Here is a 21,602-nt window from a genome sequence, read left to right on the forward strand (position 1 = left end):
CACCGGGATTGAACGCACGAGGAGGGAGTTATGTCTGCTGAAATCGTGAAGGCCCGGCTGTACCTGTATGCCGTGCTTCACCTGTTCGAAGAACTCGCCAAGAGAGACGCGGAAGCAAAGGAAATTATCAAGAAACACTCCGGCGTCATCCAGTTCAAGGCGCCCGGGAGCCTTGCAGCCCAGGTGGAAATCAGCCCGGACGGTGTGGTGGCCACACCCGGCACCGATAAAAAGCCGACCGTCAGCCTGTTTCTCCCCAGCGTCTCCATGTTAAACAACCTTTTCGAAGGGGGATTTACCCTGCCCATCCCGGTAAAGGGACTTCTGAAGATGGGCCTGGTGATGAAGGGATTTGACCCTTTGGGAAAAAGGCTGGAAGCCTACATGGACAATGTGGAAAATCCCCCCGGCGGCAAGAAGGGCAAGGAGATGGTGGCCTCGCTTTTGATGGTGGCCGCCATATTCGGCGCGGCCCAGGTGGGCAACGCGGACGAATCCGTAAAGGACATCGTCAAGAAGATACCGGACGGCATCGCCTTTCTGGAAATCAAGGGAGGACCGTCTGTCTACCTGAAAAAAGAGGGGACGACATTTACCGCCGCAAAGGGAAAACCGGATGATTACACGGTATACCTCGGGTTTAGAGATTATGACATCGCCTATGCCATGTTCACCGACACCCTTGACCTGATGGCCGCCATCTGCCTGGGAGACATCGACCTCTCGGGATCGCTGGCGATGGTGGAACAGCTCGCGGTGCTCATGGAAAAGGCCGGGGCCTACCTGGAATAATTCGGAACGGGAAGACGAGGGAGACAAATCATGAAGGGTTACGAAGATAAATATAAGAAATCCTTGGAGATTTTCAAGCGAGCTGTCAAGGTGATACCCCAGGGTATCTACGGTCACCATACACCCGTCATAACCGGCCCCCTGGCCTCTCCCTATTATGTGGAGAAAACCAAGGGATGTCGCTACTGGGACGTCGACGGCAACGAGTATATCGATTACATCTGCGCCTACGGCCCGATGGTTTTGGGATACAACAACGACGAAGTCGAGGAGGCCGCCGACGCCCAACGCCGCAAGGTCAGCAGCTGCAACCACCCCGCGGAGGTGATGGTGCTGCTTGCCGAGCGCCTGACCGGACTCATCCCCATGGCCGAATGGGCGGTGTTCGGCAAGAACGGCGCGGACATGACCAACCACTCCCTCCTGGTCGCCAGAAAACATACCGGGAGGAAAAAAATCATCATGGCCAAGGGCGCATACCACGGTACGGCTCCTTGGGCGCAGGGCGCCGGCCACGGCGGCGTGATTGACGAGGACGTCGATCACATCCTCTATATAGACTGGGGCGACCTCGAGGGATTCCGCCGGCTCGTCAAGGAAAACCCGGACCAGGTGGCGGGGGCCATCTTTACACCGTATCACCATCCCACGTGGGCGGATCAGCAGATGCCACCCGACGGTTTCTGGAACGGCATCAGGAAAACCTGTGACGACGAGGGAATCATCCTAATTCTGGACGATGTCCGGGCCGGATTTCGCCTGGATATGAGGGGATCCCACGAATACTTCGGCTTCCAACCGGATATCTCCTGCTACTGCAAGGCCATCGCCAATGGGCACCCCCTGTCGGCCATGGTCGGGAACGAAAAGACACGGCTCAGCGCCAGTAATGTCTTTTTCACCGGGAGTTACTGGTTCGCCGCGGATCCGATGGCCGCGTCTTTAAAGACCCTGGAAATCCTCCAGAGAGACAAGGGCATCGAAAAGATGCGCAAAATGGGTGAGAAGCTCAAGTCGGGACTGGAGGAGATGGCCCAGGCCAACGACCTGGAGATTTCCGTCACCGGACCCCCGGCCATTCCCTTCATGACCTTTGTGGGAGATGTGAGCTTCAGAAGAAGCCAGCTGTTCGCCGCAGAGTCCATGAAACGGGGGGTCTTCTTTCATCCCCATCACAACTGGTTCGTCTCGGCCGCCCATGAGGAAAAGGACATCGAAAAGTCGGTCAACATTGCGAACGAGGCGTTCAAGGAGGTCAAGAAGGTTTTCGGAGCGAGTTAAAGAAAATCCGAATAACCGCGTTTCCGAGACTTCCTTAACACATCATACACAAAACGGACGCATCAACACCTCTCGATGCGTCCGTTTTTTTTGTATATCATCCTTTGAACTTCACCTGTACTATAGTGTATAATGGGTATAATATGTTGCGTGAATATATTCATCTTTTAAGGGAGACTCTCTTCATGACTCATAATACCATTTCATGGGATACAACGCGGGGAATCATCACCCTAAAAGCGGGAGACCGTACGGAAAGGCTCATACTCCAGCGCCGGGGTTTTCTCCAGTCGTTTTTGGATGAAATTGAAAAAGCGGAGGGGAAAAACGCCGTCACCATGACCCTTCGCTCCCTGCTGACGACCGTGGGCTCACCCAAGGCCGATACGGACAATCCCACCTACGGCCACGTCCGCGACGCAAACGACAAGACCATCTTGCCGATATCCACGGACGGTTCGACCATACCGGACCTCTTCCAGTGGGACGGGAAAACCCGGGACCTGATCGCCTTCGGAAACACCCCGTTTTCCATGCTGCCCCTGAGGTTCCTCCAGGCGTTCAAGGACGCCTCCATTTCCATCCTCACCGAGCACGGTGCCCGGGCCATATTAAACACCGTCACCCGCCGGGCGGGATACGCGGTGGGGCAGCGGGCGTGTGAAAATTACAACTGGAACGACCTGGAAGGGGCCATGGCCTCCATGGACGGGGTGCTTTCCAACAGCTTTCCGTTCCTGGGGTGGGGAAGAACCCGGATCGCCACCAAAATGATGCCCGACGGCATGTATATGTTCTACCTGAAATGCTGGGACGCCTACGAGTCCGACGGCGTCACATCGGACTCCCCGACATGTTTCCTGTTCCAGAAATATCTGGAGGGGCTCGGGGCCATGATCGCCGAGACATATATAGGCGACACAACGGAATCGAAAGAAGTCATGTGTTCCGCCGCCGGAGACGAATGCTGTGCGTTTGCCATCAAGCAGAAAAAAGTAGGCTCAGGCCCCCTCGACTGGAATGAACTGGAAGAACAGTGGCGGGAACTGGACAACCTGGCATTGAAGCCGGAATAGCCGACGTCATCCGAAAGCCGAAAAAAACCCGACATCATCCATATATATACATCAAAGCGGTTTTCGGGCGTCCAATACGTTACCGGTTTCTTACATACATTTTGATTTATTTTCGGGACGACTCCTTCCTAACGGGATTCGTCCCGTTTTTCATGGTAATCCGTCAATCCTCCCTGCATGTTCCGTCCATTGTTCATCCGTCCGGCCGTCGATTCCATGAAAAATAACAGAATGTTTATTCTCCCTTTACATGTATCGGTTAGGGTATGCATGCTTAAAAAAGAACAATACATCCCACACTTGCCCTTTTCATACCTCATTTTTCTCATTGGGCGTCTTGAACCGCACTGGACCGGCGATATGAGACGCCCGTTTTTTATCCCGACTCCGGAAAAAATACTGGTCATTATGCACCCCGCCATGCAATAATATAATAACGTGTGTATGTATCAACGGCTGAGGGAACCTCTTCCCGGACATTCGCACAATCACCATCCCAGCCACCATACTCCTCTTCTTTTATCTTTTATCTCATATCATGGGGCTTTCTATGGAAAAATTCATGGCAACGGACAAGCTCATGACCGCCTCCGAGGCGATCGAGCGTTTTGTGTCCGATGGAGACTCCTTCGTGTTCGCCAATTGCCTCTATTGTATGCCCCTGGCGCTGACACATGAATTGATACGCAAAAAGAAGCGGAACCTCATGTGTTTTCAACAGGGCGGTATCGAGGAAATAGACCAACTGGTGGAATCGGAGGTCATCGATCGGCTGGTACTGGCGTATAATTTCCGGTCCGGAGGCACACGCCTGGTATCACCCCTCGACCGAGCGATCAAGGAACGCGGCCTTTTGGTGGAAGAGATGACAAACCACACGCTGCTATCGATGATGAAGGCGGGCGCCATGGGCTATCCCTTCATTCCGGTCATGGGCGGCATACGGGTGACCGACGTGGTCAAACGGCGGGGCTTTCTCAAAAGCGACCGCTTCGCCGAAGTGGAGGACCCCTTTTCCGGAAAGCCGGTCCTCGTGGTCAAGGGATATAATCCCGACTTCGCACTGATTCATGTTCAGCGGGCCGACAGATCAGGCAACGGTCAGCTCTGGGGTGCGATGATCAACTCCAAGTGGGCGGCATTGGCGGCAAAGCGGGTTATTCTCTCGACCGAGCAAATCGTCGACAGCGATGTCATCAAGTCGTCCCCTCACCTGACGATTGTTCCCGCCCATAAGGTGGCGGCGGTGGTTCATTCCCCCTGGGGCGCCCACCCATCGGAAGTAGCCGGCCATTATGACTACGATATGCTATTTCGGGTGTTGTTCTTCGCGTCCGCGTCATCGGCCGAAGGGCTTCTCGCCTGGATAGACGAGTGGATACACAATGTTTCCGACCGGGAGGCGTACATCGAACATTACAAGAGAAAATTCGGGTCGGACACCTTGAGGGAGCTGTTGCCGCAGCGTTTCGAGAGCACACCCGCCGATTACGGTTTTCCATTCACCCGGGTCTGGGACGAAAACGATTATTCAAACCAGCTTGGCATGAGCATGGACGAATTCGTGGCAATGCTCGATGAGAAAGGAGTGCTGATCGATGGCGGTTAAATATACCATAGACGAGCTGATCGTTTCCCGGGCGTCAAAGGAGATCAGAGACAGCGAGATGGTGGTGATCGGCCAGGGCATCCCCATGGCCGCGGGAGTACTGGCCCGAGCGACCCACGCCCCGAATTCCATCATTCTGACCGAGGCGGGGATATACGGTATGGATCCCTTCAAGGTCCCGCTGCATATCGCCGATGTGAGCTGCACCAGGGGATTCACCTATTCCTGCGACATGGTAGACATCTTCACCACCGTCGTAAACAGGGGATACGTCGATGTGACGTTCCTCGGGGTGGGGCAGATCGATAAATTCGGCAACATGAACAGCTCATATATCGGCGATCCCGATAACTTCATCATCCGCATGATGGGAGCGGGCGGAGCGCCCGAGTTCGTGGGATATGCAAACAGGGCGGTGCTGACCATGCGGGGCGGAGAATTTGTTGAAAAGCTCGATTACTTCACCTCGCCCGGTTATGTGGAGGGCGGCACCTCCCGGTACGATGCGGGCATGCCCGAGGGATCGGGACCCGAGATTCTCATCACCACCAAGGGAGTCTTTCGATTCGACGACGATTCCAAGGAGATGTATCTTGCCGGACTCCATCCGAATATGACGGTGGAGGAGATAACGAAGGATATTCCCTGGGACCTGAAGATTGCGGATTCACTGGAAACAACCCCGCTGCCCACGCCCGAGGAGCTCGACATCATCAGGCGGTTTGCTCCCGAGATCTCCATGGGAAGGAAGCTGCAGATTGAGACCATCGGCGCCCGGATCGGGCGATTGTTTGCGAAGATCGCCGAAGGACACGCGAACGACGAATGATTTTCCGAGATCACATTCACAACCTCGATCAGAAATCCAACGATACCGAGAGGAGACCATGAGCAACTCATATAAAATCATCGATTCCCTGTGCTACATCCCTACAGAGGAGGTGGTCCTGGATATGATCGCCTCCCTTCCCCCACAGATGGCCAGATACCTGAAAAACGTCTTCGGTCCCAGGGTGTCACCGATCCTGGGAGTAGAGGCCGATGAGCTCTTTCGCATGAAAAAGGAGTTGACCCAGGATGAACTCAAGGCCGCCCTCGCCCCGAAGATGAAGGTGTTGGCCACCGATCCCGAGACCTTTATCGCGAGCCTCGACGAAATGGGCGTGGAGCGGGCGGTGATTTTCAATCTGGACGAGGAGACCCCCAGCGGCCTGGCGGGCCTTCCCAACGACTACTACGCGGACCTGGTTCGCCGCTTCCCGGATACATTCATCGGCGTGGCCGGTATAGATCCTCTCAAGGGGATGGACGCCTTCCGGGAAGTGCGGCGCTGTTACGACCTGGGTCTTCGGGGCATCGCCATGCGCCCGTTCATGTTCGGCATCCCGCCGCATCACGCGAAAATGTATCCCATATACGCCGCGTGTGTGGACCTGGATATTCCGGTCTGGTTTCACATGTCCATCAATTACTCCACCAATACCATGGAGGTGGAACGCCCCATATATCTGGACATCGTGGCCCAGGATTTTCCCGAGTTGAAGATCATCGCAGGACACGGCGGCTGGCCCTGGGTGGAGGAGATGGTCGCCGTCGCCTGGCGAAACGAGAACGTATATATTGATATCGCCTCCTACATCCCGAAATACATCGGCATGCCCGGAACCGGCTGGGAGCCGCTGCTTCGCTACGGCAACTCCATCCTCCAGGACCGGGTCCTGTTCGGCTCCACGTGGCTCTTTATGGGCATGACCATCAAACAGCTGGCGGACGGGGTGATGGAATTGCCCCTGAAGGAGGAGGTAAAACACAAGTGGCTCTATCATAACGCGGCGAGACTCTTCGGACTTGCCTGATATCATCCGCTGTACACGGCACATGCCGTGACGGGCGAGAAGGCGTGTCACCCGCCGGTGTCTCCGATACCGAGCGGGTGACATCGACCGTCGACGTCACGGCATACTTCTTTGATCGCCATTTCGGTCCTTTGTCGGTGTGATATGTGCATCCACTGGAATTTCCTTGCTTTTTCACACAATTGCTGGTAGAAGATATACGTTTGTCTCACGGAGAACCCGCCATCGACAGCTCTCGAGAAAAATCCTTCCTCTCCCCCGTACGGCTGCTGCTCCTCTCGATGGGGCTCTACGCCGTGCAGACGTTCTGGGGGTTTTCCATGGCCACCCTGCCGGTGCACCTGCTGGAAATCCTCGGATCCGAAACTCTAACCGGCATCGTCATCGCCGCCGCGGGTATCTTCGGCATGAGCATGCCGATCGTCGCCGGAGCGCTCTCCGACCGCATCTCCACCCCTTTTGGAAAGCGAAAGCCCTTTATCGTCTCGGGCTGGATTGTCACGGTGACGATCCTCCTCATCATGCCGTCCGTCACATCGAAGGCGGCGGTCATCTTCCTGGCGCTGATTGTATACGCCGCCTTCTTCGTGGCGATGGGGCCCTACTTCGCCCTCCTGCCCGACCTGGCGCCCCCCCAGCAGCAGGGAACGGCCTCGGGCGTGATGTTTTTCGTGGGGGGCATCGGGGTCATCGCCTATCTCTTTTTCGGAGGCCGGGCCTGGGAGGCAAACCACGCGTTCCCGTTCTTCTGGGCGGCGGGGTCAATCGTCTTCGCCGTCGCCGTCATGTGCGCCGGCACCCGGGAGCCGAAGCACCCGCCCGTCGTCCGAAAATCGGGAGACCTGATAAGACGCATCATGAGCGAGCGCCGGGCGGTCTCCTTCTACGGCGGCATGATACTGTGGTGGAGCGGCATATGGATGGCGAATTACTTTTTCGTCATCGCCATGCGGGGTATGTTCGGGGTCACCGTCCGGGAGGCGGTGCTGGTGCAGTTTCTCTTTACCGTCTCATATGTCCTTTTCGCCCTGCCGATGGGCTACCTGGGCGTCAGGGCGGGCCAAAAGCGGCTGACCGTCGTGGGCCTCATGCTTTTGGCCCTGGTTCTCTTCATCACGGGCGTCGTCATGGATTTCCGCTCCGTCTACCCCCTGATGATTATAGCCGGCGCCGCATTCGCCATCATACTGGTGGTGGCGTATTCCTACTTCATCACCATCATCCCGCCGGAGAACACGGCCGGGTTCCTGGGCGTCTACATGGCGTGCCAGAACGGAGCCATCCTCATCGGCCCCGCCCTGGGGGGATACCTCGTCGAGACCTTCGGGCCGAGGAGCATGTATCCCTGCGCCGGAGTCCTGGTGCTTTTGGGTGTGATGTGTATCCTGAACATTCGAGAAAGACGGGGGGGCATCCCCGGGGTCGGCTCAAAACCGCGTGAATCCACCGCAACGCATTGACCGGTGAGGATATCCCGAAGAAGACCGAACGTCCGCAGAGTCTACGGACGGCGGGACGGAACTGGTGCGGGAGACGGCGCCGCATGAGTCCGACAGGTAACCGCAAGACACGCGCCGCGCCTCATCGGATTCTTCCCTTTCCTGCGAGGAATCGACGACTCGGCAAACCGGTCGCCCCGACGGATCACCGTCCCGAAACCGCCCGGTAGATGTATGCCAGAAGAAACAGGAGGAAATTGACCGCAACGATGGCGCCGCCGCTGGGAAGTCTCAGATGATAGGACAGGAAAACGCCCCCCAGCACCGAGATGACGGCGACCACGGCGGAAAGGATCAAACACCTCGAAAACGTGCGGGAAAGCTGGAGGCTGGTGATGGCGGGGAGGATGACCAGGGACGATATCAACAGCAGCCCCACCACCCGCATCCCCACCACCACGACGACGGCGGAGATCACCGTGAAGAAATAGTTGTAGAAACCCACCCGCACGCCCATGGTACGGGCCGACTCCTCATCGAACGTTACCGCGAAGAGGTCGTGATAGGCCGCCGCGATAAAACCGATCACCACCGCCGATACGACAATGGAGACCCAGAATTCGCCCATGCTGATGGAGAGGATGCTGCCGAAGAGATAACTCATCAGGTCGACGTTGTATCCCCCGGCTACGCTTGCGATAATGAGACCCGCCGCCATCCCCACGGCGGACACGATGCCGATGGCGACGTCCGCGTGCATCTTCACCCGTTCCTGGAGCTTGAGGATGCCCACCGACGACAGCACCGTCACCACCAGCGCCCACCAGAAGGGCTGGGAGCTGAACAACAATCCCACCGCCACGCCGCCGAAGGCCACATGGGTCAGCCCGTGGCCGATGAGGGCGTAGCGGCGCAACACCAGGAAGACCCCCAGCACCCCCGAGGCCACACCCACGAATATGCCCGTGAATATCGCCCGCTGGATGAATCCGTATTCGAGAAATGAAAACAGCTCCGGGAATCCTCCCGCGAAACCGAATGCATGCATGAATCAGATACCTCGATAAGCCGCCGCGCGCTCAGTTGTCTATGTGTTGGTGGCAGATAATATGCTGAGAGCTCCCGAAGTATTCCCCCATGCTGGGAGACATGCAGAACTGCCCGCCGTCGCCGAAAAACAACTGCGTCCTGTTGATAAAGAGTATCTTGTTGTTCTTGATACCCATCCCCGCGATGTCATGATTAATGAGGAATACCGCGGTCCCCGTTCGGTTCAATTCATCTATCACCCGAAAAAATCCCTCCCGCACCCCCGGCTCCACGGCGGAGGTCGGCTCATCGAGAAACAGGATATCCGGCGTACTCACCAGCGCCCGTGCCAGATACACCCGCTGAACCTGACCTCCGGAAAGCTCCCCGATGCGCTGCTTCATAATGTCGACGATACCGACCCGTTCGAACGCCTCCTCAACGCGCCTTCTATCCCGACCATCCAACCGACGGGGAAATTTCTTCTCCGAAAGGAGCCCCATCGCCACCACCTCCATGGCGGACGCGGGGAAAAACGGATCGAACCGGGAGACGGTTTGGGGCACATAGGCCACCCTCTCCCACCGCCGGAAGTGCTCGAGACGACGCCCAAGGAGAAAAACCTCCCCCTCCCGGGGTTTAATGATGCCCAGGGCCAACTTCATGAGGGTGGTCTTCCCCGATCCGTTGGGGCCGATAACCCAGAGGTAATCCCCCTGTTCAAGTGTGAAGGTGATCTCCTCCACTACCGGATGGGCGTTGTACCCGAAACTGACCCGGCGCATTTCCAGCACCGCATTGGACACACGTGTTTCCATTTATTCACATCCCAAGATGAGTTTGAGACCCTTGAGGTTTTCCTGCATGATATCGATAAAGGTCACGCCGTTCTCCAACTGATCTTTGGAGACATTTCCCGCCGGATTCAGCGTAACGATCTCGACACCGGCTTCATCCCTGATGGTTCGCGCCACCTTCGCGTCGAGCATCGCATCGGCGACGATGTATTTTATATCATGTTGTCCAATGTAATCCACCATTTCCGTCAATTCCCTGGGTGACGGCTCTACATTGTGAGCCGCCCCGTAGATCGCTCGATGGTTCAATCCGTACCGGTGAGCCAGGTATCCGAAGGCGAAATGGCCAGCCGATACGAGATCTTTCCCGGGACACACCGTCAGGGTGTCCCGATACATCTGATCGAGGAGCTCGAGGGTGGATGTGTACCCGTCGGTCCGCTCCAGGTAGCTGCCCGCATGCTCCGAGTCGATCTGCAGGTATCCCCCCAAAATGTTGTCAACCTGTACTTTCGCGTTTTCGAAGTCCAGCCAGTAGTGGGGGTCGTATAACCCGTGATGGTGTTCCCCCTCGTCCGCATCAGGCGTATGGGTGTCATGATCGCCGTCGCCGTTCTGTTCATCGTGTGTGTGAGCTTCCATATCGGCGATTTCCATCAATACCGCCCCATCGGCGGCGTTCACCACCAGAAGCTTTTGATTCTCAATCCCCGCCAACACGTCCTCCACCCAGGGTTCCAGTCCCGCGCCGCTGTAGATAAACATATCCGCGGACTCGATGGTCTCGATGTGTTTCGGCGTCGGCTCGAATGAATGAGGCGAAAGCCCCGGCGGCGGCAGCAGCACCACATCCGCCTGCTCTCCGCCGACAATTCGGGCGAAATCATACAGAGGGAAGGAACTTGCAACCACGCTGATCGTCTCGGGTCCGTCGGCCTCCGGTGTCGCCGTATCGCCGCACGACGCCAGCGTGAGGGGTATCATGAACGCACAGATAACGCACAGTACATATATCGCTCTCGGCACCTTTCTCATGATCATTATTCCTCCTGTTCAACGCACCCGGAACAGCCGGGGCAGACTCCCCGAAGCGTCAGGTGCTCTTCTTCCACAAGAAATCCGTCGTCCGGCACATCCACCCGGGGAAGACGGATATCCTTCATGCAGGTGATGACGCCGCACACCCGGCAGTAAAAATGCGGGTGCTCTTCCTCCCCCCGATTGACAGCGTACCGCGCCACATCGTCCATTCCCACCAAGCGATGGGCCACATCGTGCGAGACGAAGGCATTGAGGATTCGATAGACAGATGCCGGATCCATGCTGTCGGTCCCCAGAAGCCGGATGATCTCCCCCCCGGTGCGGGGATGCTTGGATTCGATAAGAATTTCAAGCACCTTCACCCTTCCCAGGGTCCGCTTCAATCCCCTCTTTTTCAGAATCAGCGCGGGATTCATCCCCTTTCCCCCTTCCTTAGTTCTTTCGCCCTTCTTTATTCCTTTCGCACCCTCCCCCCCTTTATCCTCATCCTCCCCTCTTCCCCCTCCCGTTTGACGGTCATACCGCCTCCGTCATCGTTTTTTGTGCGAAACGACCTCTCGGAGCCGACCCGCACCCTGAATGCAAATGACATTATATTGCATTTGCACTATCAATGCAATAAAAAAATTCGAACGAAAAATCAGAAGCTTTTATTGTGGAAGATGACGTCAGGATGAAAATACGAAACGTCAAAGGGGGTATGTATACGGGTACTCGGGATCACTCCATCACGGCTTCCCACTCCATGATCTCGGTTTTCGTGTTGGTCACGCCGCCGTAAAAGGTCAACTCATCGCCGTAGACCCCCTCCACACGCAGCAGGACGACGTTTCCCAATTCGTCCTTTTCCGTGGCGGGCACGGATGCGATGTCGATCCCCACGTCTTCGGGCGTCAGGAGTATCAAAAAGCGGCCGTCATCATCTATCGTCGCCACGGCGTCACCCTCAAAGGCAAACGTGGTCTCCACGTTGTAGAGCACTTCTCTGCTTGCCTTTTCGGACGTTCGCCGGTAATAAAAAAACCGCGGGGCGTACTCCATATCTATTCGGCAGGGCCCCGCCTGGGGGTCGGTGTAGCGAATCTCGGCGGTGATGCTGTATATGTAGGATCCCTCTACCATCAGGTTTATATCGACGAAGGCCTTTTCCCCCGAAGGCGTCGTAGACTTTGTGTCACCGCTGTACAACCCGGAGTAGTCCCGCACGAGGATGAGGTCGGGATTTATCTTGTGTACGTACGTTTCCTCCAGCAGCCATTCATCCCCGAACAGGAAGCTGATGATCATCTCCCGCTGGGTATAGCCAAAGTACACCGCCGCGGCGATCATGAGCACAATGATGACCTTGACGACGGGGCTTTCAAAAATTCCGTGTTTCGCCTTTCGTCCCGCATAGAGCTGCTTGACCTTTTCAAACTTTTCATCGCTCAAACCATTGGTGTCGGAGCCGGAATAGGCGGTCTTCGTCTCATATTTGCCGATGCTGCGGGGGTCCTTTTTTTCAAACAGCGGTGCGTTGGAATCGTCATAGACCCCGGAATAATCGACGCCTTCCGCTGGCGGGGCGGCCTCGTTCTGCCCGTCGGTCATATTGGAAAGCTCATCCTGGGACTCCGACGCGCCGTGGGACAGCCACGAGGGCGCCGCCTCCCCATCGTCCGCCGGCAGCTCCACGGGCCGGGGAGGTTCTTTTTGAGTTTGGGATTGGGGGTCCGCCTTCGGGGCGACGCGCTTGAGGCGCACATCCCCCCCAAGCTTTTTTATCTCGAGGCCCAGGCGCTTCGCCTTTTCCTCGCTGTATACGCCGAGCCTGGCGGGAAGTTTTTTGCTCAGGGCGAGCATCTTCTGGGCGGGAATGTTGTACCGGGCGGAGAAGTTCTTGATAAACTCCCGCACCGATTCAGGGGAGTCGCCCATGGAAGTGATAAATACTGCTACTGTTCGAGACGTTATATCTGCCATATACAATTCATCAGTTACCGTATTTATTTATTGTATGGTCTTTTTCTTTATCTGTCAAACACACACGACGTCATTCACCAAACAAACTGCCCCCCTCCCCCCGTTTCCGGTCAGTCCTTTCGATATCGACCGTCACGGCAGGAAAAACAGCGGGTCCCGGTGCTCGCCGTCGTACAATATTTCAAAATGGCAGTGGGGGCCGGTGCAGCGGCCGGTACAACCCACCTCACCGATCACCTCCCCCTCGCGAACCCGATTCCCCTCAACCACGTAGGTGTCTCTGAGGTGCGCATACACCGTTGAATAGTGATCGTCGTGTTTGATTTCAATCATGATACCGTATCCGCCGCGCCTGCCCACAAACACCACATCCCCATTCCTTGCCGCGGCGACCGGTGTCCCGCTGGAGGCCGAGATATCGATGCCGGTATGCATTCGCCCCCAGCGCGGACCATACACGGAATAGATCATCCCCTCCACCGGCCAGGCAAACAGACCCGATTTCAACTTCTCGGCCAGTTCCTCGGGTGACAACGGGGGTATCTCGAGGATCTTTTTTGCGCCGGGGATGAACAGGACGTCTCCACTCTCCAGGTCGTCGGGATTATAGAGTCGATTGACCTCGGCGACGATTCCGGGATCCACTTCGTAGGTCGTCGTAATACGCCAGAGATCCTCCCCCGGCAGAACGGTGTGATAGATCCCCTTCGTGGACGGCATCATGAATGACGACATCGTAACGCATCCCCCGGCCCCCCAAAAGAGGAAAACGACGAATATCGTTAGTATCAGTCGCGCGATTCGGAAGAGAGGCGTATCTGAAAAGAACATGCGGCGGTGTGCTCCCAGGGTGTGAAAACGAACACAACAGACCTACTCAAGCCTGGCTCCATCGGCGATCAGCTCCGATCGCAGCTCTTGGGTATCTACATCGATAAGAGAACTCTTTTTCCGTATGGCACACCCCGCGGCCGCGGCGGCGGCCTGGCCCTCCGCCATGCAGGGGCCCATCACCCGGGACGAGGCCAGGGCGTCGTGATCGGTGGAAATGGCCCGCCCGGTCACCAGCAGGTTGGAGACGCCCTTGGGCAGCATGCACCGATAGGGGATGCCGTAATAGGACCCTTCGTCGAGGAAGACAAGCCGAGGCTCCAACGCCCCCTCATCCCACAGCTCCAGGGGCCAGGACGACAGACACACGGCGTCGTCGAACTGCCTGCCGGAAAGCACATCGTCACGGGACAATACGTATTCGCCGACGATGCGCCGGGTCTCCCGTATCCCGACCTGCACTGCGGTATCGGAAAGAAAGGCGCCGGCGAAACCCGGGACCTCGTTTTTGAGAAACTCCATGGCGGCTTCAGCCCCCTCACGGCCCGAAAGCTCAGCCAGGGTGATATCGGCGACAACGCTCCCATCCAGAGCCCTCCCCTCGCACGTGAGGGAGCTCATCTTCACCATCGCCTCACCGGGGCGAAAGGTCGGGATCACCAGCCCCTGCCCGACGGTGAGGGGATAGGTCCCCTCATCCAGGGCCTTTTGAATACGCTCGTTCAATACGGCCATCCCCTCCTGCTGATAGGCGACGATATCCATCCCCTGGCAGAAGAACATCATCGTGGGGGTCATGACTTTTCCGTTTTCGTCCCCTTTAACGGTTTCCGCGCCGCACGCCAGGGCAACCACCGCGTCGCCTGTAGCGTCCACAAAGACCTTCCCCCTCACTGCAAACAGCCCCTCGGGGCTCGCCACAATAACAGCCGTCATCGCGCCGCCCTCAATCACCACGTCCGCCACCCGGCTGTGCAGCATGAGGGTAATGCGCTCATCTCCCTTCACCATCCTGTCGAGAAGCCTCTTTACGTGCCAGGGGTTATAGAGCAGCGCCGTAAATCCCTCGCGGATAAAGGGGCCGAAGGCGCCGCCCGCAGTAACCAGGGCGTCGGTCACCTCTTTTGCAAATCCCTCGATGATATGCTGTATCCTTTCCGGATGGTACAGATACAATCCGCAGACGGTTCCCACCGCCCCGGCGGTGGCCATGCCGCCCAAAAAGCCGTAGCGCTCGATCAGCACCACGGAGAGTCCCTTTCTGGCGGCGCAAACCGCGGCCGCAAAGCCGGAGGGGCCGCCGCCGACCACCACCACATCAGCTCCGGCCCGCACCGGGATGTCCTTCTTCGGATAGGATACGGTCTCTTTCATCATGAATCCCCCGTCATTTATCCATCTGACGCATCAGCCTTTGCAGGTAGGTATTGGGGCTGTATGTCGTATTGGGAAGCTTCGGAGTCTGTTTCAGGTGCCTGGTCGGATCGCTGCTGTCGAAATCCACCAGCATGCAGAGCCGCGTACCGGAGCGGACGATGGGCTGGTGGGTCATGCCGGTAACGATGCCGGGGAACGGCGCGATGAGGTCGTGGGTTTCGAAACTTGTAGGATCGATGATATCCCCGATATTGTCGCCCACGCGGACGAACTGCCCGAGGTGAATGGCCGGTTTGAAGATGCCCCCGATGGGGCTTCGCACCCAGGACTCGTTTGAGGCCAGGATGATCTGATGATCCGGCACAATCGCCTCTCCCTCGATCATTCCCAACACATGCATGACATTCATCACGGCACCTGTGCCGATATCCACGTTTCTGTCGGTGATAATCCCCGCCGCCCCGATCTCGATGGTGCTGGTGGGGATCTTCTCCCGATACGCCTCGGTCTGGAGCATCCCCTTCAGCGACGGTCCCACCCACACGGCGTTGATACCGGTGGACGCCACAAGGTTCAGATACTTCTTGGAGGGATTCTCCACCCTGATGCGGATATGAGGAATCAACTCATCGGGGAATTCCGCCGAATGGAGATCGAGGATGTAATCCGCGCTTTTGACGAAAATGGAGAAAAAGCGGTGGGCGATCCGCTCGGTCATGGTGCCGTCAGGATCACCGGGGAAGACCCTGTTCATATCAAGGTTGTCGTATGGATCCCACCGATGACCGGAATTGAACGCCATTGGATTGACGATGGGCACGGCGAGGAGATTTCCCTTGAGCGTGCCCGGGTCGATTTGATCGACGATGGTACGCAGCACCTCCACGCCCACCACCTCGTTGCCGTGAACCGCCGCGTTTAAAAGGAGGGTTGGTCCGTCGTACGCGCCCCACAGACCGAAATAGTGAAGGGCGATCATCTGACGGTTGGCGTTTTCGGCGATGGTGATCGATCCCGTCACCTTTTCGCCCCGGATATATTTCAACTGTTCGAACATGAGGGAAACCGTTCCTTCGCCATACGTATAAAACGATGTTTTGATTGAGGGCGATTTTCCAAAAGCGGCGTCACGATGCGCCGCTTGAGCTCCCGAACGCATAACGGCCGGGAAATAATGATACCGGAGATAAAATCCGGGACGACGCCGTGGGCATCCTTCAGGTATGTATACATTCCGTAGGCCGCCATGCTGTCGGACGCCGCACCGATGATCATCTGTATCCGACTCCTAATCACCGGAGACGACAACACCGCCTCCGTCTCCGGCTGGAATACGCCGTCGGCCACTTCCAACACCATCATATCGGCGCCCTGATCCTCCAGATACGTCATGAGGACCGTGAATATTCGCTCAAGATCGTCGGTGGTCGCGCCGTAGGTGGAGGGATACCCGGCATCCAGAAAATCACACACCGCAACCGCTCCCGCCCGCCGCATGCGGTAGATATCCTTCATGCGGGATGTACCGGTCAGCTTCGCCCCCCCCACTCGGAATCCGGCCTCAAAAAGCAGCTCGATGGCCAGGGAGGCAAGGGTCGTCTTTCCTGAATCCATGGCGGAGCCGATGACCAGCATCACATCGAGGCGGCTGTTTTCCCGGGGCGTGAGCGCCCCGGTGAAGGTGGAGAGTCCCCGACCGGCCTCGTCCACCGCACGCCCGAGGTACCTGAGAGTGGTCGGATTGGTGAGAGTGCTGGTGACCCTCTTGACATGACCCGCCACCCCCCCCACGTTCAAGAGGTGCAGTTCGTCACCCTCGACGAGGACGCGGGGAATGTCTCCGTCGAACTCGCTGGTGGCGTACCGGCGGCCCAGAACCACAGCCGCGGTCTCCCCGGGAGAGATCGGATGCTCCACCCCGCTGGCAAGCTCGATGACCTGGTGAAACCCCAGGCTCTCCACCCGGGCGATAACCACATCACCCGGGGCGGGTGCAAAGCGCTGTGTCGGGTCTGTCTCCTGCAATGATTGAACGCCCGCCCGACGGGTCGCGGAACTTGCCACATCCACCTGAATTTTCATAGCACGCATACTAATACAAAAATAATGACATTGCAAGCGCCACGGCGGGGGTCGTGTATGCGGCGTGAGAATACGTCCTGAACAAAGACCGGAGCGTCGTTGCGGTCATATCCGGGCGGGGATCGGTCACCGTCGGGCATGGGATATAAAAAAGGACCCTCAAGGCGCTTACCCTGCATGCGACATCCAGATACCGCGATCCCAAATTTACCTTCCCCGCCCGCCTGTCATGTTCACAATGAGTTTCCCCTGCACTTTCCCGATCACACTTTCGGCCTGTTCCTTCACACACTGAAAAACCAATGAATCGAATTTGCTCCTCGGATGCACGTTAAAAATCCCTTTTTTTTATACAGTTTTTGCATTATAATCTCACAGCGAAACATAAGAGACACGTCATAAAAGGAGTCGGTCTCATGGATAAAATACGAGCGGCGATCGTCGGATGCGGGAGGATCAGCGATCTGCATGCTGCGGCGTACACGGGGAGTGACAGTGCCGAAATATTCGCCGTATGCGACATCAACAAGGACACAGCGAAACAAAAGAAGGAGGCATGGGGGGCAAAAAAAGTATACACCGATTACGAGAAGCTCCTCGCGGATGCGGATATCGATATGGTGGAGCTTCTCACCCCGCATCATCTGCATATGCCGATGACCGTTGCCGCCGCTCAGGCGAAAAAGCACATCAGCTGTCAGAAGCCGATGGCCACAAAGGCTTCGGACGCGCAGAAAATGGTGGACGCGGCGAAAGAGGAGGGGGTGCTCTTGAAGATATTCGAGAACTTCGTCTTCTATCCCCCCTACGTCAAGGCGCGACAGCTCCTCCTTGACGGGGCCATCGGCGACCTCATCACGGTCAGGATGCGCATGACCTGCTCAATGAGCGGCGGCTGGGACGTGCCCCGGGAGGCCTGGCAATGGCGCATAGACGAGGTCAAGGGCGGAGGGGGCACCCAGGTGTTCGACGACGGGTACCACAAATTTTCCCTGGCCTACAATATCGGGGGCGAGGTCGAGAAGGTCTACGCCTGGATCGACAGGACCATGGAGGTGGTGGACGCCCCCGCGTTTGTGATGTGGAAGTACAAGGAGGGCGCCCGGGCGCGCTACGGACAGTACGACCTCACGTTCGCCCCGAACCTCTACATTCACTCGGATTACTACGCCGCCGACGACCGTATGGAGCTGGTGGGTACCGAGGGAATCATATACGTCAACCGCACCACGGCAAATCCCCTGGAGGAGCCGCCGGTGGTGCTGCTTCGGGACGGTGAAACCAGGAGCTTTCACAACCTCAGGGACAACTGGATCGATTCTTTTATCGACAGCGGCCGTCACTTCTTCACCTGCATTCAAGAAGGTAAGAAACCGATTCTCTCGGGGGAGGACGGCCTCAAGGTCCTTCAATTCACGATGTCCGCCGAGATATCGAACAGGGAAAAGCGGGAGGTATCCCCGGATACGGTGGTCGATTGAGAGACCGGCCCCCGATTCTGCCGTCCGGGAGCGGTGAATGTCTCCCCGATCACTGATCTCATGGAGAGGAGATCGCTATTGATACTCTTTCCGTGTTTGGAAAAGTTTTGACAGTAAAAGTAAAATGCGTTATATCTGTACATGTGCTCAGAATGAGTGAGCACCTTTTTTAAATGAGAGGACACAAGAGACATGCGGGAAATCGAAGTGGGAATGGTAAAAATACCCGAGCAGGAGCGGGATAACGAGGCCCTGTTGAAGACAAAGCTGTCCGAGCTTATCGAGATATCAGGAGGCCTGGATTTTATCCAACCGAAGGAATCGGTGCTCATCAAGATCGCCATGAACTCACCCCGACCCTATCCCGCCACCGTTGATCCAATGGTCGTCTCGTACCTGTTGGATGCCGTCGTTTCCAAGAAGCCGTCATCCGTGTACATCGCGGATAAATCAAACCTATATAGAAACACCAAAAAGGTTTTCGACAAGACTGGATTGACGCCGGTCGTCAAGAAGGCCTCCCTCTTTCATGTGACGACACGCATCAAGCTCTTGGATTTCGACGATTTCGTCTACCGTGATCGCTACCTGCCCGACGATTTCAAGGAGAACTGGGAGATCAATCCGGGAAGACACTTCATCCGCGCCCCCAAGATGCTGTTCGAGGACGATCCCTTCCTCAAGAATATGAACCTGGCGCCGAAGGTGGATCATATCATCGTCCTGGGTACGGTCAGAACCCATGTCCTATCACGTTTTGCCCTGGGAATGAACAGCTATACCGGTTTTCTCGACACCGAAAGCAGGTGTCTCTTGTATAAAAAACCATACAAAAAGAACCTGCGTCTGAAGAGTATCTCACCCGTGAACAAAGAGAACATCCAGCGGAGGATACCGGAGCTCTTCACCGTTATTCCTCATCCCAAGTTGATCATCCTCGACGGCAGGGAATCCATGATTACCGGCGGCCCGGACTCCAACGGCCCGATCCAGCTGCTTCCGTCCATCAAGAAGAATCCCTATACCGGCATCATGATTGCGGGCAGGGACATCGTGGCCACGGACGCCGCCGGGGTGGCGCTTCTGAAATCCCACAGGCGGGCGGCATCGAGCATACGGAATACCCCGATCTGGGAAATGCCCACGTTTATCCGGGCGGAGGAGTTGGGCCTGGGCGCGACCCGGGAGGACAAGATCATCCTCCACGCCGATATAGAAGACGACCTGTTTACGCAAATGGCGTGGTTCCTCCAGTAGCCGAAACGGACAAAGAACACCCACATCGGAGGCGAAATCATTCGGTATGGAGCTGAACGGCATTGACATCGTCATCATCATCGTACTCGGCGCCAGCGCCATATACAGCACCGTCAAGGGATTCGTCAAGGATATCTTTTCGCTGTTGGCGGTGATCCTTGGGATCGTCGCCGCTCTGGTTTTTTACCGCATGAGCGCCCAGCTCCTGGAAGACGTCATCGCTTCGGAAGAGATCAGAAACACCCTCAGCTTCGCCGTAATTTTTCTCGTCGTCGCCGTCGCCGTATCGATTGCGGGCATCCTGGTCTCGAAGCTCATCAAATCGGTGGAGCTGACGTTCTATGACCGTCTCGCCGGTTTCGCCTTCGGCCTGCTGAAGGGATTTCTCATCGTCGCGGTCGTCGTGGTTGTCGCAATATCGATCATGCCCCGGGCGGCGGCCAACTCCCAGCTTGTCCCATACGTAGCCCGGGCCGTCGACCTGGTCACCGACATACTCCCCTCCGAGTACCGTGATTCCGTCGACGATACCAGGGACCGCCTCCGGGAATTCGGCGACGCCATCCCGGAACAGGAAGGCGCCTCCCCCTGACGGACCCCGCCCCCGCACGGGCCGCGACCGATTTCAACACCTCCCCCCCCTTCTCCGTGATATCTCCTTGAAACGGCGGCTGTGATGTGTTAGGATTCTTCCCCTGTACGCGTGACCCGACGATGTACATACCACTTGATTGATCTCTCACAAGGAACATCCGACATGAAAGCGTGGATAAACGGTGAATTCACAGGATGGGACAATGCGACGGTCCCGATACTCTCACACAGCTTCGGCCGGGGATCGGCCATTTTCGAGGTGGTGGACATCGTGACGACCGCCTCGGGACCGGCGTTTTTCGGGCTGACGGAACATATCGACCGCATGTACAACACCGCCGATCTGACATTCATGACGCTCCCCCTGACGAAGGACGAGCTGACCGAGGCGATCCTCTCAACCGCCAGAGAAAACAACGTTAAGAGCGGCGTGTGTAAGTTTTTCGCCTACTACCCCCTCATCGAGTTCAACGCCGTGCCCCAGAACCCCCAGGTGGATGTGGCGGTGTTCTGCGTCGATTACGATGCGTACAATATCAAACAGGAGGAGCTCTCAAAGCCTGTGACCGTGGGAATCTCGTCGTTTCGAAAGCTCCACCCCGACACCGTCCCGGTGCACGCGAAGGTGGTGGGAAACTACGTCAGCTTCTTCCTGGCGAAGATGGAGATGAAAAAGGCAGGGTATGACGACGTGATCATGCTCGATACCAGGGGATACATTGCCGAGGGCGCCACATCGAACGTCTTTTTCGTGAGGGGTGGAAAACTCGTAACGCCGACCCTGGATAATATCCTGCCGGGAGTCACCCGACGGGCGGTGTTGACTATCGCACGGGACACTGGATACAATGTTTCGGAAACAGACATATCGCCCGAGGATCTGTCCGACATGGACGAGGCGTTTTTCTGCGGCAGCCTGGCGAAGATTTTACCCATCAAATCCATCGATGGCAAGGCGATCGGGAAGGCATGTCCCGGCCCCGTTACCTGCGACCTCAAGGAGCGCTTAACGGATATGTTCTCCGGGAAGATTCCTCAGTATACAGACTGGCTCACGCATATATAGGCTGAAATGAAAAGAGGGCGGCCGTCGATTTC

The 21,602-nt window shown here is 56.8% G+C and carries 20 protein-coding genes; 11 read left to right on the forward strand and 9 right to left on the reverse strand.

The features are described 5' to 3' along the window. Nucleotides 1-30 precede the first annotated feature (30 nt). From JW885_01550 to JW885_01580, 7 genes are all read left to right on the forward strand, one after another. Nucleotides 31-792 carry a hypothetical protein gene (locus JW885_01550; GenBank protein MBN1880832.1) on the forward strand — a complete coding sequence of 254 codons (762 nt, stop codon included), beginning with the start codon at nucleotides 31-33 and terminating at the stop codon, nucleotides 790-792. A 30-nt stretch (nucleotides 793-822) separates the two neighbouring features. Beyond that, nucleotides 823-2,073, forward strand: coding sequence for an aminotransferase class III-fold pyridoxal phosphate-dependent enzyme (locus JW885_01555; GenBank protein ID MBN1880833.1), 1,251 nt, complete (start codon nucleotides 823-825; stop codon nucleotides 2,071-2,073). A gap of 185 nt (nucleotides 2,074-2,258) precedes the next feature. Then, nucleotides 2,259-3,149 (forward strand): 4-vinyl reductase, encoded by an 891-nt coding sequence (locus JW885_01560; protein ID MBN1880834.1) that lies wholly within the window; start codon nucleotides 2,259-2,261, stop codon nucleotides 3,147-3,149. A gap of 562 nt (nucleotides 3,150-3,711) precedes the next feature. Then, on the forward strand, nucleotides 3,712-4,758 hold the full coding sequence (locus tag JW885_01565; GenBank protein ID MBN1880835.1) for a CoA transferase subunit A: 1,047 nt from the start codon (nucleotides 3,712-3,714) through the stop codon (nucleotides 4,756-4,758). Beyond that, the gene (locus JW885_01570; GenBank protein ID MBN1880836.1) at nucleotides 4,748-5,587 is read left to right on the forward strand and encodes a hypothetical protein; all 840 of its coding nucleotides are present in this window, start codon (nucleotides 4,748-4,750) and stop codon (nucleotides 5,585-5,587) included. Before JW885_01565 ends, JW885_01570 begins: the two co-directional genes overlap by 11 nt. A 58-nt stretch (nucleotides 5,588-5,645) precedes the next feature. Then, a complete protein-coding gene (locus tag JW885_01575; GenBank protein MBN1880837.1) occupies nucleotides 5,646-6,614 on the forward strand; it encodes an amidohydrolase in 969 nt (322 codons plus the stop codon). 203 nt (nucleotides 6,615-6,817) lie between these two features. Further along, nucleotides 6,818-8,074, forward strand: a complete 1,257-nt coding sequence (locus tag JW885_01580) for an MFS transporter (protein MBN1880838.1) — start codon at nucleotides 6,818-6,820, stop codon at nucleotides 8,072-8,074. 184 nt (nucleotides 8,075-8,258) lie between these two features. Here the strand turns inward: JW885_01580 and JW885_01585 are convergent, their stop codons facing one another. The 9 genes from JW885_01585 to JW885_01625 form a co-directional block, all read right to left on the reverse strand. After that, the gene (locus tag JW885_01585; protein ID MBN1880839.1) at nucleotides 8,259-9,101 is read right to left on the reverse strand and encodes a metal ABC transporter permease; all 843 of its coding nucleotides are present in this window, start codon (nucleotides 9,099-9,101) and stop codon (nucleotides 8,259-8,261) included. Nucleotides 9,102-9,132: 31 nt separating this feature from the next. After that, the gene (locus JW885_01590; protein ID MBN1880840.1) at nucleotides 9,133-9,900 is read right to left on the reverse strand and encodes a metal ABC transporter ATP-binding protein; all 768 of its coding nucleotides are present in this window, start codon (nucleotides 9,898-9,900) and stop codon (nucleotides 9,133-9,135) included. Further along, the gene (locus JW885_01595; protein MBN1880841.1) at nucleotides 9,901-10,914 is read right to left on the reverse strand and encodes a zinc ABC transporter substrate-binding protein; all 1,014 of its coding nucleotides are present in this window, start codon (nucleotides 10,912-10,914) and stop codon (nucleotides 9,901-9,903) included. Nucleotides 10,915-10,919: 5 nt separating this feature from the next. Next, nucleotides 10,920-11,336 (reverse strand): transcriptional repressor, encoded by a 417-nt coding sequence (locus tag JW885_01600; GenBank protein ID MBN1880842.1) that lies wholly within the window; start codon nucleotides 11,334-11,336, stop codon nucleotides 10,920-10,922. A gap of 304 nt (nucleotides 11,337-11,640) precedes the next feature. After that, nucleotides 11,641-12,882 carry a hypothetical protein gene (locus tag JW885_01605; GenBank protein MBN1880843.1) on the reverse strand — a complete coding sequence of 414 codons (1,242 nt, stop codon included), beginning with the start codon at nucleotides 12,880-12,882 and terminating at the stop codon, nucleotides 11,641-11,643. Nucleotides 12,883-13,014: 132 nt separating this feature from the next. Then, nucleotides 13,015-13,617 carry a LysM peptidoglycan-binding domain-containing M23 family metallopeptidase gene (locus JW885_01610; GenBank protein ID MBN1880844.1) on the reverse strand — a complete coding sequence of 201 codons (603 nt, stop codon included), beginning with the start codon at nucleotides 13,615-13,617 and terminating at the stop codon, nucleotides 13,015-13,017. 138 nt (nucleotides 13,618-13,755) lie between these two features. Next, on the reverse strand, nucleotides 13,756-15,090 hold the full coding sequence (locus JW885_01615; GenBank protein MBN1880845.1) for an FAD-dependent oxidoreductase: 1,335 nt from the start codon (nucleotides 15,088-15,090) through the stop codon (nucleotides 13,756-13,758). Between the two features lie 10 nt (nucleotides 15,091-15,100). Then, complete coding sequence (locus JW885_01620) at nucleotides 15,101-16,147, reverse strand: succinylglutamate desuccinylase/aspartoacylase family protein (GenBank protein MBN1880846.1); 1,047 nt, start codon at nucleotides 16,145-16,147, stop codon at nucleotides 15,101-15,103. Further along, a complete protein-coding gene (locus JW885_01625) occupies nucleotides 16,132-17,172 on the reverse strand; it encodes a hypothetical protein (GenBank protein MBN1880847.1) in 1,041 nt (346 codons plus the stop codon). Before JW885_01625 ends, JW885_01620 begins: the two co-directional genes overlap by 16 nt. 416 nt (nucleotides 17,173-17,588) lie before the next feature. Between JW885_01625 and JW885_01630 the strand changes: the two genes are divergently transcribed. The 4 genes from JW885_01630 (at nucleotide 17,589) to ilvE (ending at nucleotide 21,570) form a co-directional block, all read left to right on the forward strand. After that, nucleotides 17,589-18,653 carry a Gfo/Idh/MocA family oxidoreductase gene (locus JW885_01630; GenBank protein MBN1880848.1) on the forward strand — a complete coding sequence of 355 codons (1,065 nt, stop codon included), beginning with the start codon at nucleotides 17,589-17,591 and terminating at the stop codon, nucleotides 18,651-18,653. Nucleotides 18,654-18,845: 192 nt separating this feature from the next. Then, nucleotides 18,846-19,910 carry a DUF362 domain-containing protein gene (locus JW885_01635; GenBank protein MBN1880849.1) on the forward strand — a complete coding sequence of 355 codons (1,065 nt, stop codon included), beginning with the start codon at nucleotides 18,846-18,848 and terminating at the stop codon, nucleotides 19,908-19,910. 46 nt (nucleotides 19,911-19,956) lie between these two features. Further along, nucleotides 19,957-20,502 (forward strand): CvpA family protein, encoded by a 546-nt coding sequence (locus JW885_01640; GenBank protein MBN1880850.1) that lies wholly within the window; start codon nucleotides 19,957-19,959, stop codon nucleotides 20,500-20,502. A 165-nt stretch (nucleotides 20,503-20,667) separates the two neighbouring features. Continuing rightward, a complete protein-coding gene (gene ilvE, locus JW885_01645) occupies nucleotides 20,668-21,570 on the forward strand; it encodes a branched-chain-amino-acid transaminase (GenBank protein MBN1880851.1) in 903 nt (300 codons plus the stop codon). Nucleotides 21,571-21,602 lie beyond the last annotated feature (32 nt).

This window comes from Candidatus Zymogenaceae bacterium, assembly GCA_016931225.1.
Classification (GTDB): Bacteria; Desulfobacterota; Zymogenia; order Zymogenales; family Zymogenaceae; genus JAFGFE01.

Bases quoted from the DNA above. Each gene is read 5' to 3' on its own strand.
- JW885_01550 (MBN1880832.1), top strand. From the start codon at position 31: ATGTCTGCTGAAATCGTGAAGGCCCGGCTGTACCTGTATGCCGTGCTT.
- JW885_01555 (MBN1880833.1), top strand. From the start codon at position 823: ATGAAGGGTTACGAAGATAAATATAAGAAATCCTTGGAGATTTTCAAG.
- JW885_01560 (MBN1880834.1), top strand. From the start codon at position 2,259: ATGACTCATAATACCATTTCATGGGATACAACGCGGGGAATCATCACC.
- JW885_01565 (MBN1880835.1), top strand. From the start codon at position 3,712: ATGGCAACGGACAAGCTCATGACCGCCTCCGAGGCGATCGAGCGTTTT.
- JW885_01570 (MBN1880836.1), top strand. From the start codon at position 4,748: ATGGCGGTTAAATATACCATAGACGAGCTGATCGTTTCCCGGGCGTCA.
- JW885_01575 (MBN1880837.1), top strand. From the start codon at position 5,646: ATGAGCAACTCATATAAAATCATCGATTCCCTGTGCTACATCCCTACA.
- JW885_01585 (MBN1880839.1), bottom strand. From the start codon at position 9,101: ATGCATGCATTCGGTTTCGCGGGAGGATTCCCGGAGCTGTTTTCATTT.
- JW885_01590 (MBN1880840.1), bottom strand. From the start codon at position 9,900: ATGGAAACACGTGTGTCCAATGCGGTGCTGGAAATGCGCCGGGTCAGT.
- JW885_01595 (MBN1880841.1), bottom strand. From the start codon at position 10,914: ATGAGAAAGGTGCCGAGAGCGATATATGTACTGTGCGTTATCTGTGCG.
- JW885_01600 (MBN1880842.1), bottom strand. From the start codon at position 11,336: ATGAATCCCGCGCTGATTCTGAAAAAGAGGGGATTGAAGCGGACCCTG.
- JW885_01605 (MBN1880843.1), bottom strand. From the start codon at position 12,882: ATGGCAGATATAACGTCTCGAACAGTAGCAGTATTTATCACTTCCATG.
- JW885_01610 (MBN1880844.1), bottom strand. From the start codon at position 13,617: ATGTCGTCATTCATGATGCCGTCCACGAAGGGGATCTATCACACCGTT.
- JW885_01615 (MBN1880845.1), bottom strand. From the start codon at position 15,090: ATGATGAAAGAGACCGTATCCTATCCGAAGAAGGACATCCCGGTGCGG.
- JW885_01620 (MBN1880846.1), bottom strand. From the start codon at position 16,147: ATGTTCGAACAGTTGAAATATATCCGGGGCGAAAAGGTGACGGGATCG.
- JW885_01625 (MBN1880847.1), bottom strand. From the start codon at position 17,172: ATGAAAATTCAGGTGGATGTGGCAAGTTCCGCGACCCGTCGGGCGGGC.
- JW885_01630 (MBN1880848.1), top strand. From the start codon at position 17,589: ATGGATAAAATACGAGCGGCGATCGTCGGATGCGGGAGGATCAGCGAT.
- JW885_01635 (MBN1880849.1), top strand. From the start codon at position 18,846: ATGCGGGAAATCGAAGTGGGAATGGTAAAAATACCCGAGCAGGAGCGG.
- JW885_01640 (MBN1880850.1), top strand. From the start codon at position 19,957: ATGGAGCTGAACGGCATTGACATCGTCATCATCATCGTACTCGGCGCC.
- ilvE (MBN1880851.1), top strand. From the start codon at position 20,668: ATGAAAGCGTGGATAAACGGTGAATTCACAGGATGGGACAATGCGACG.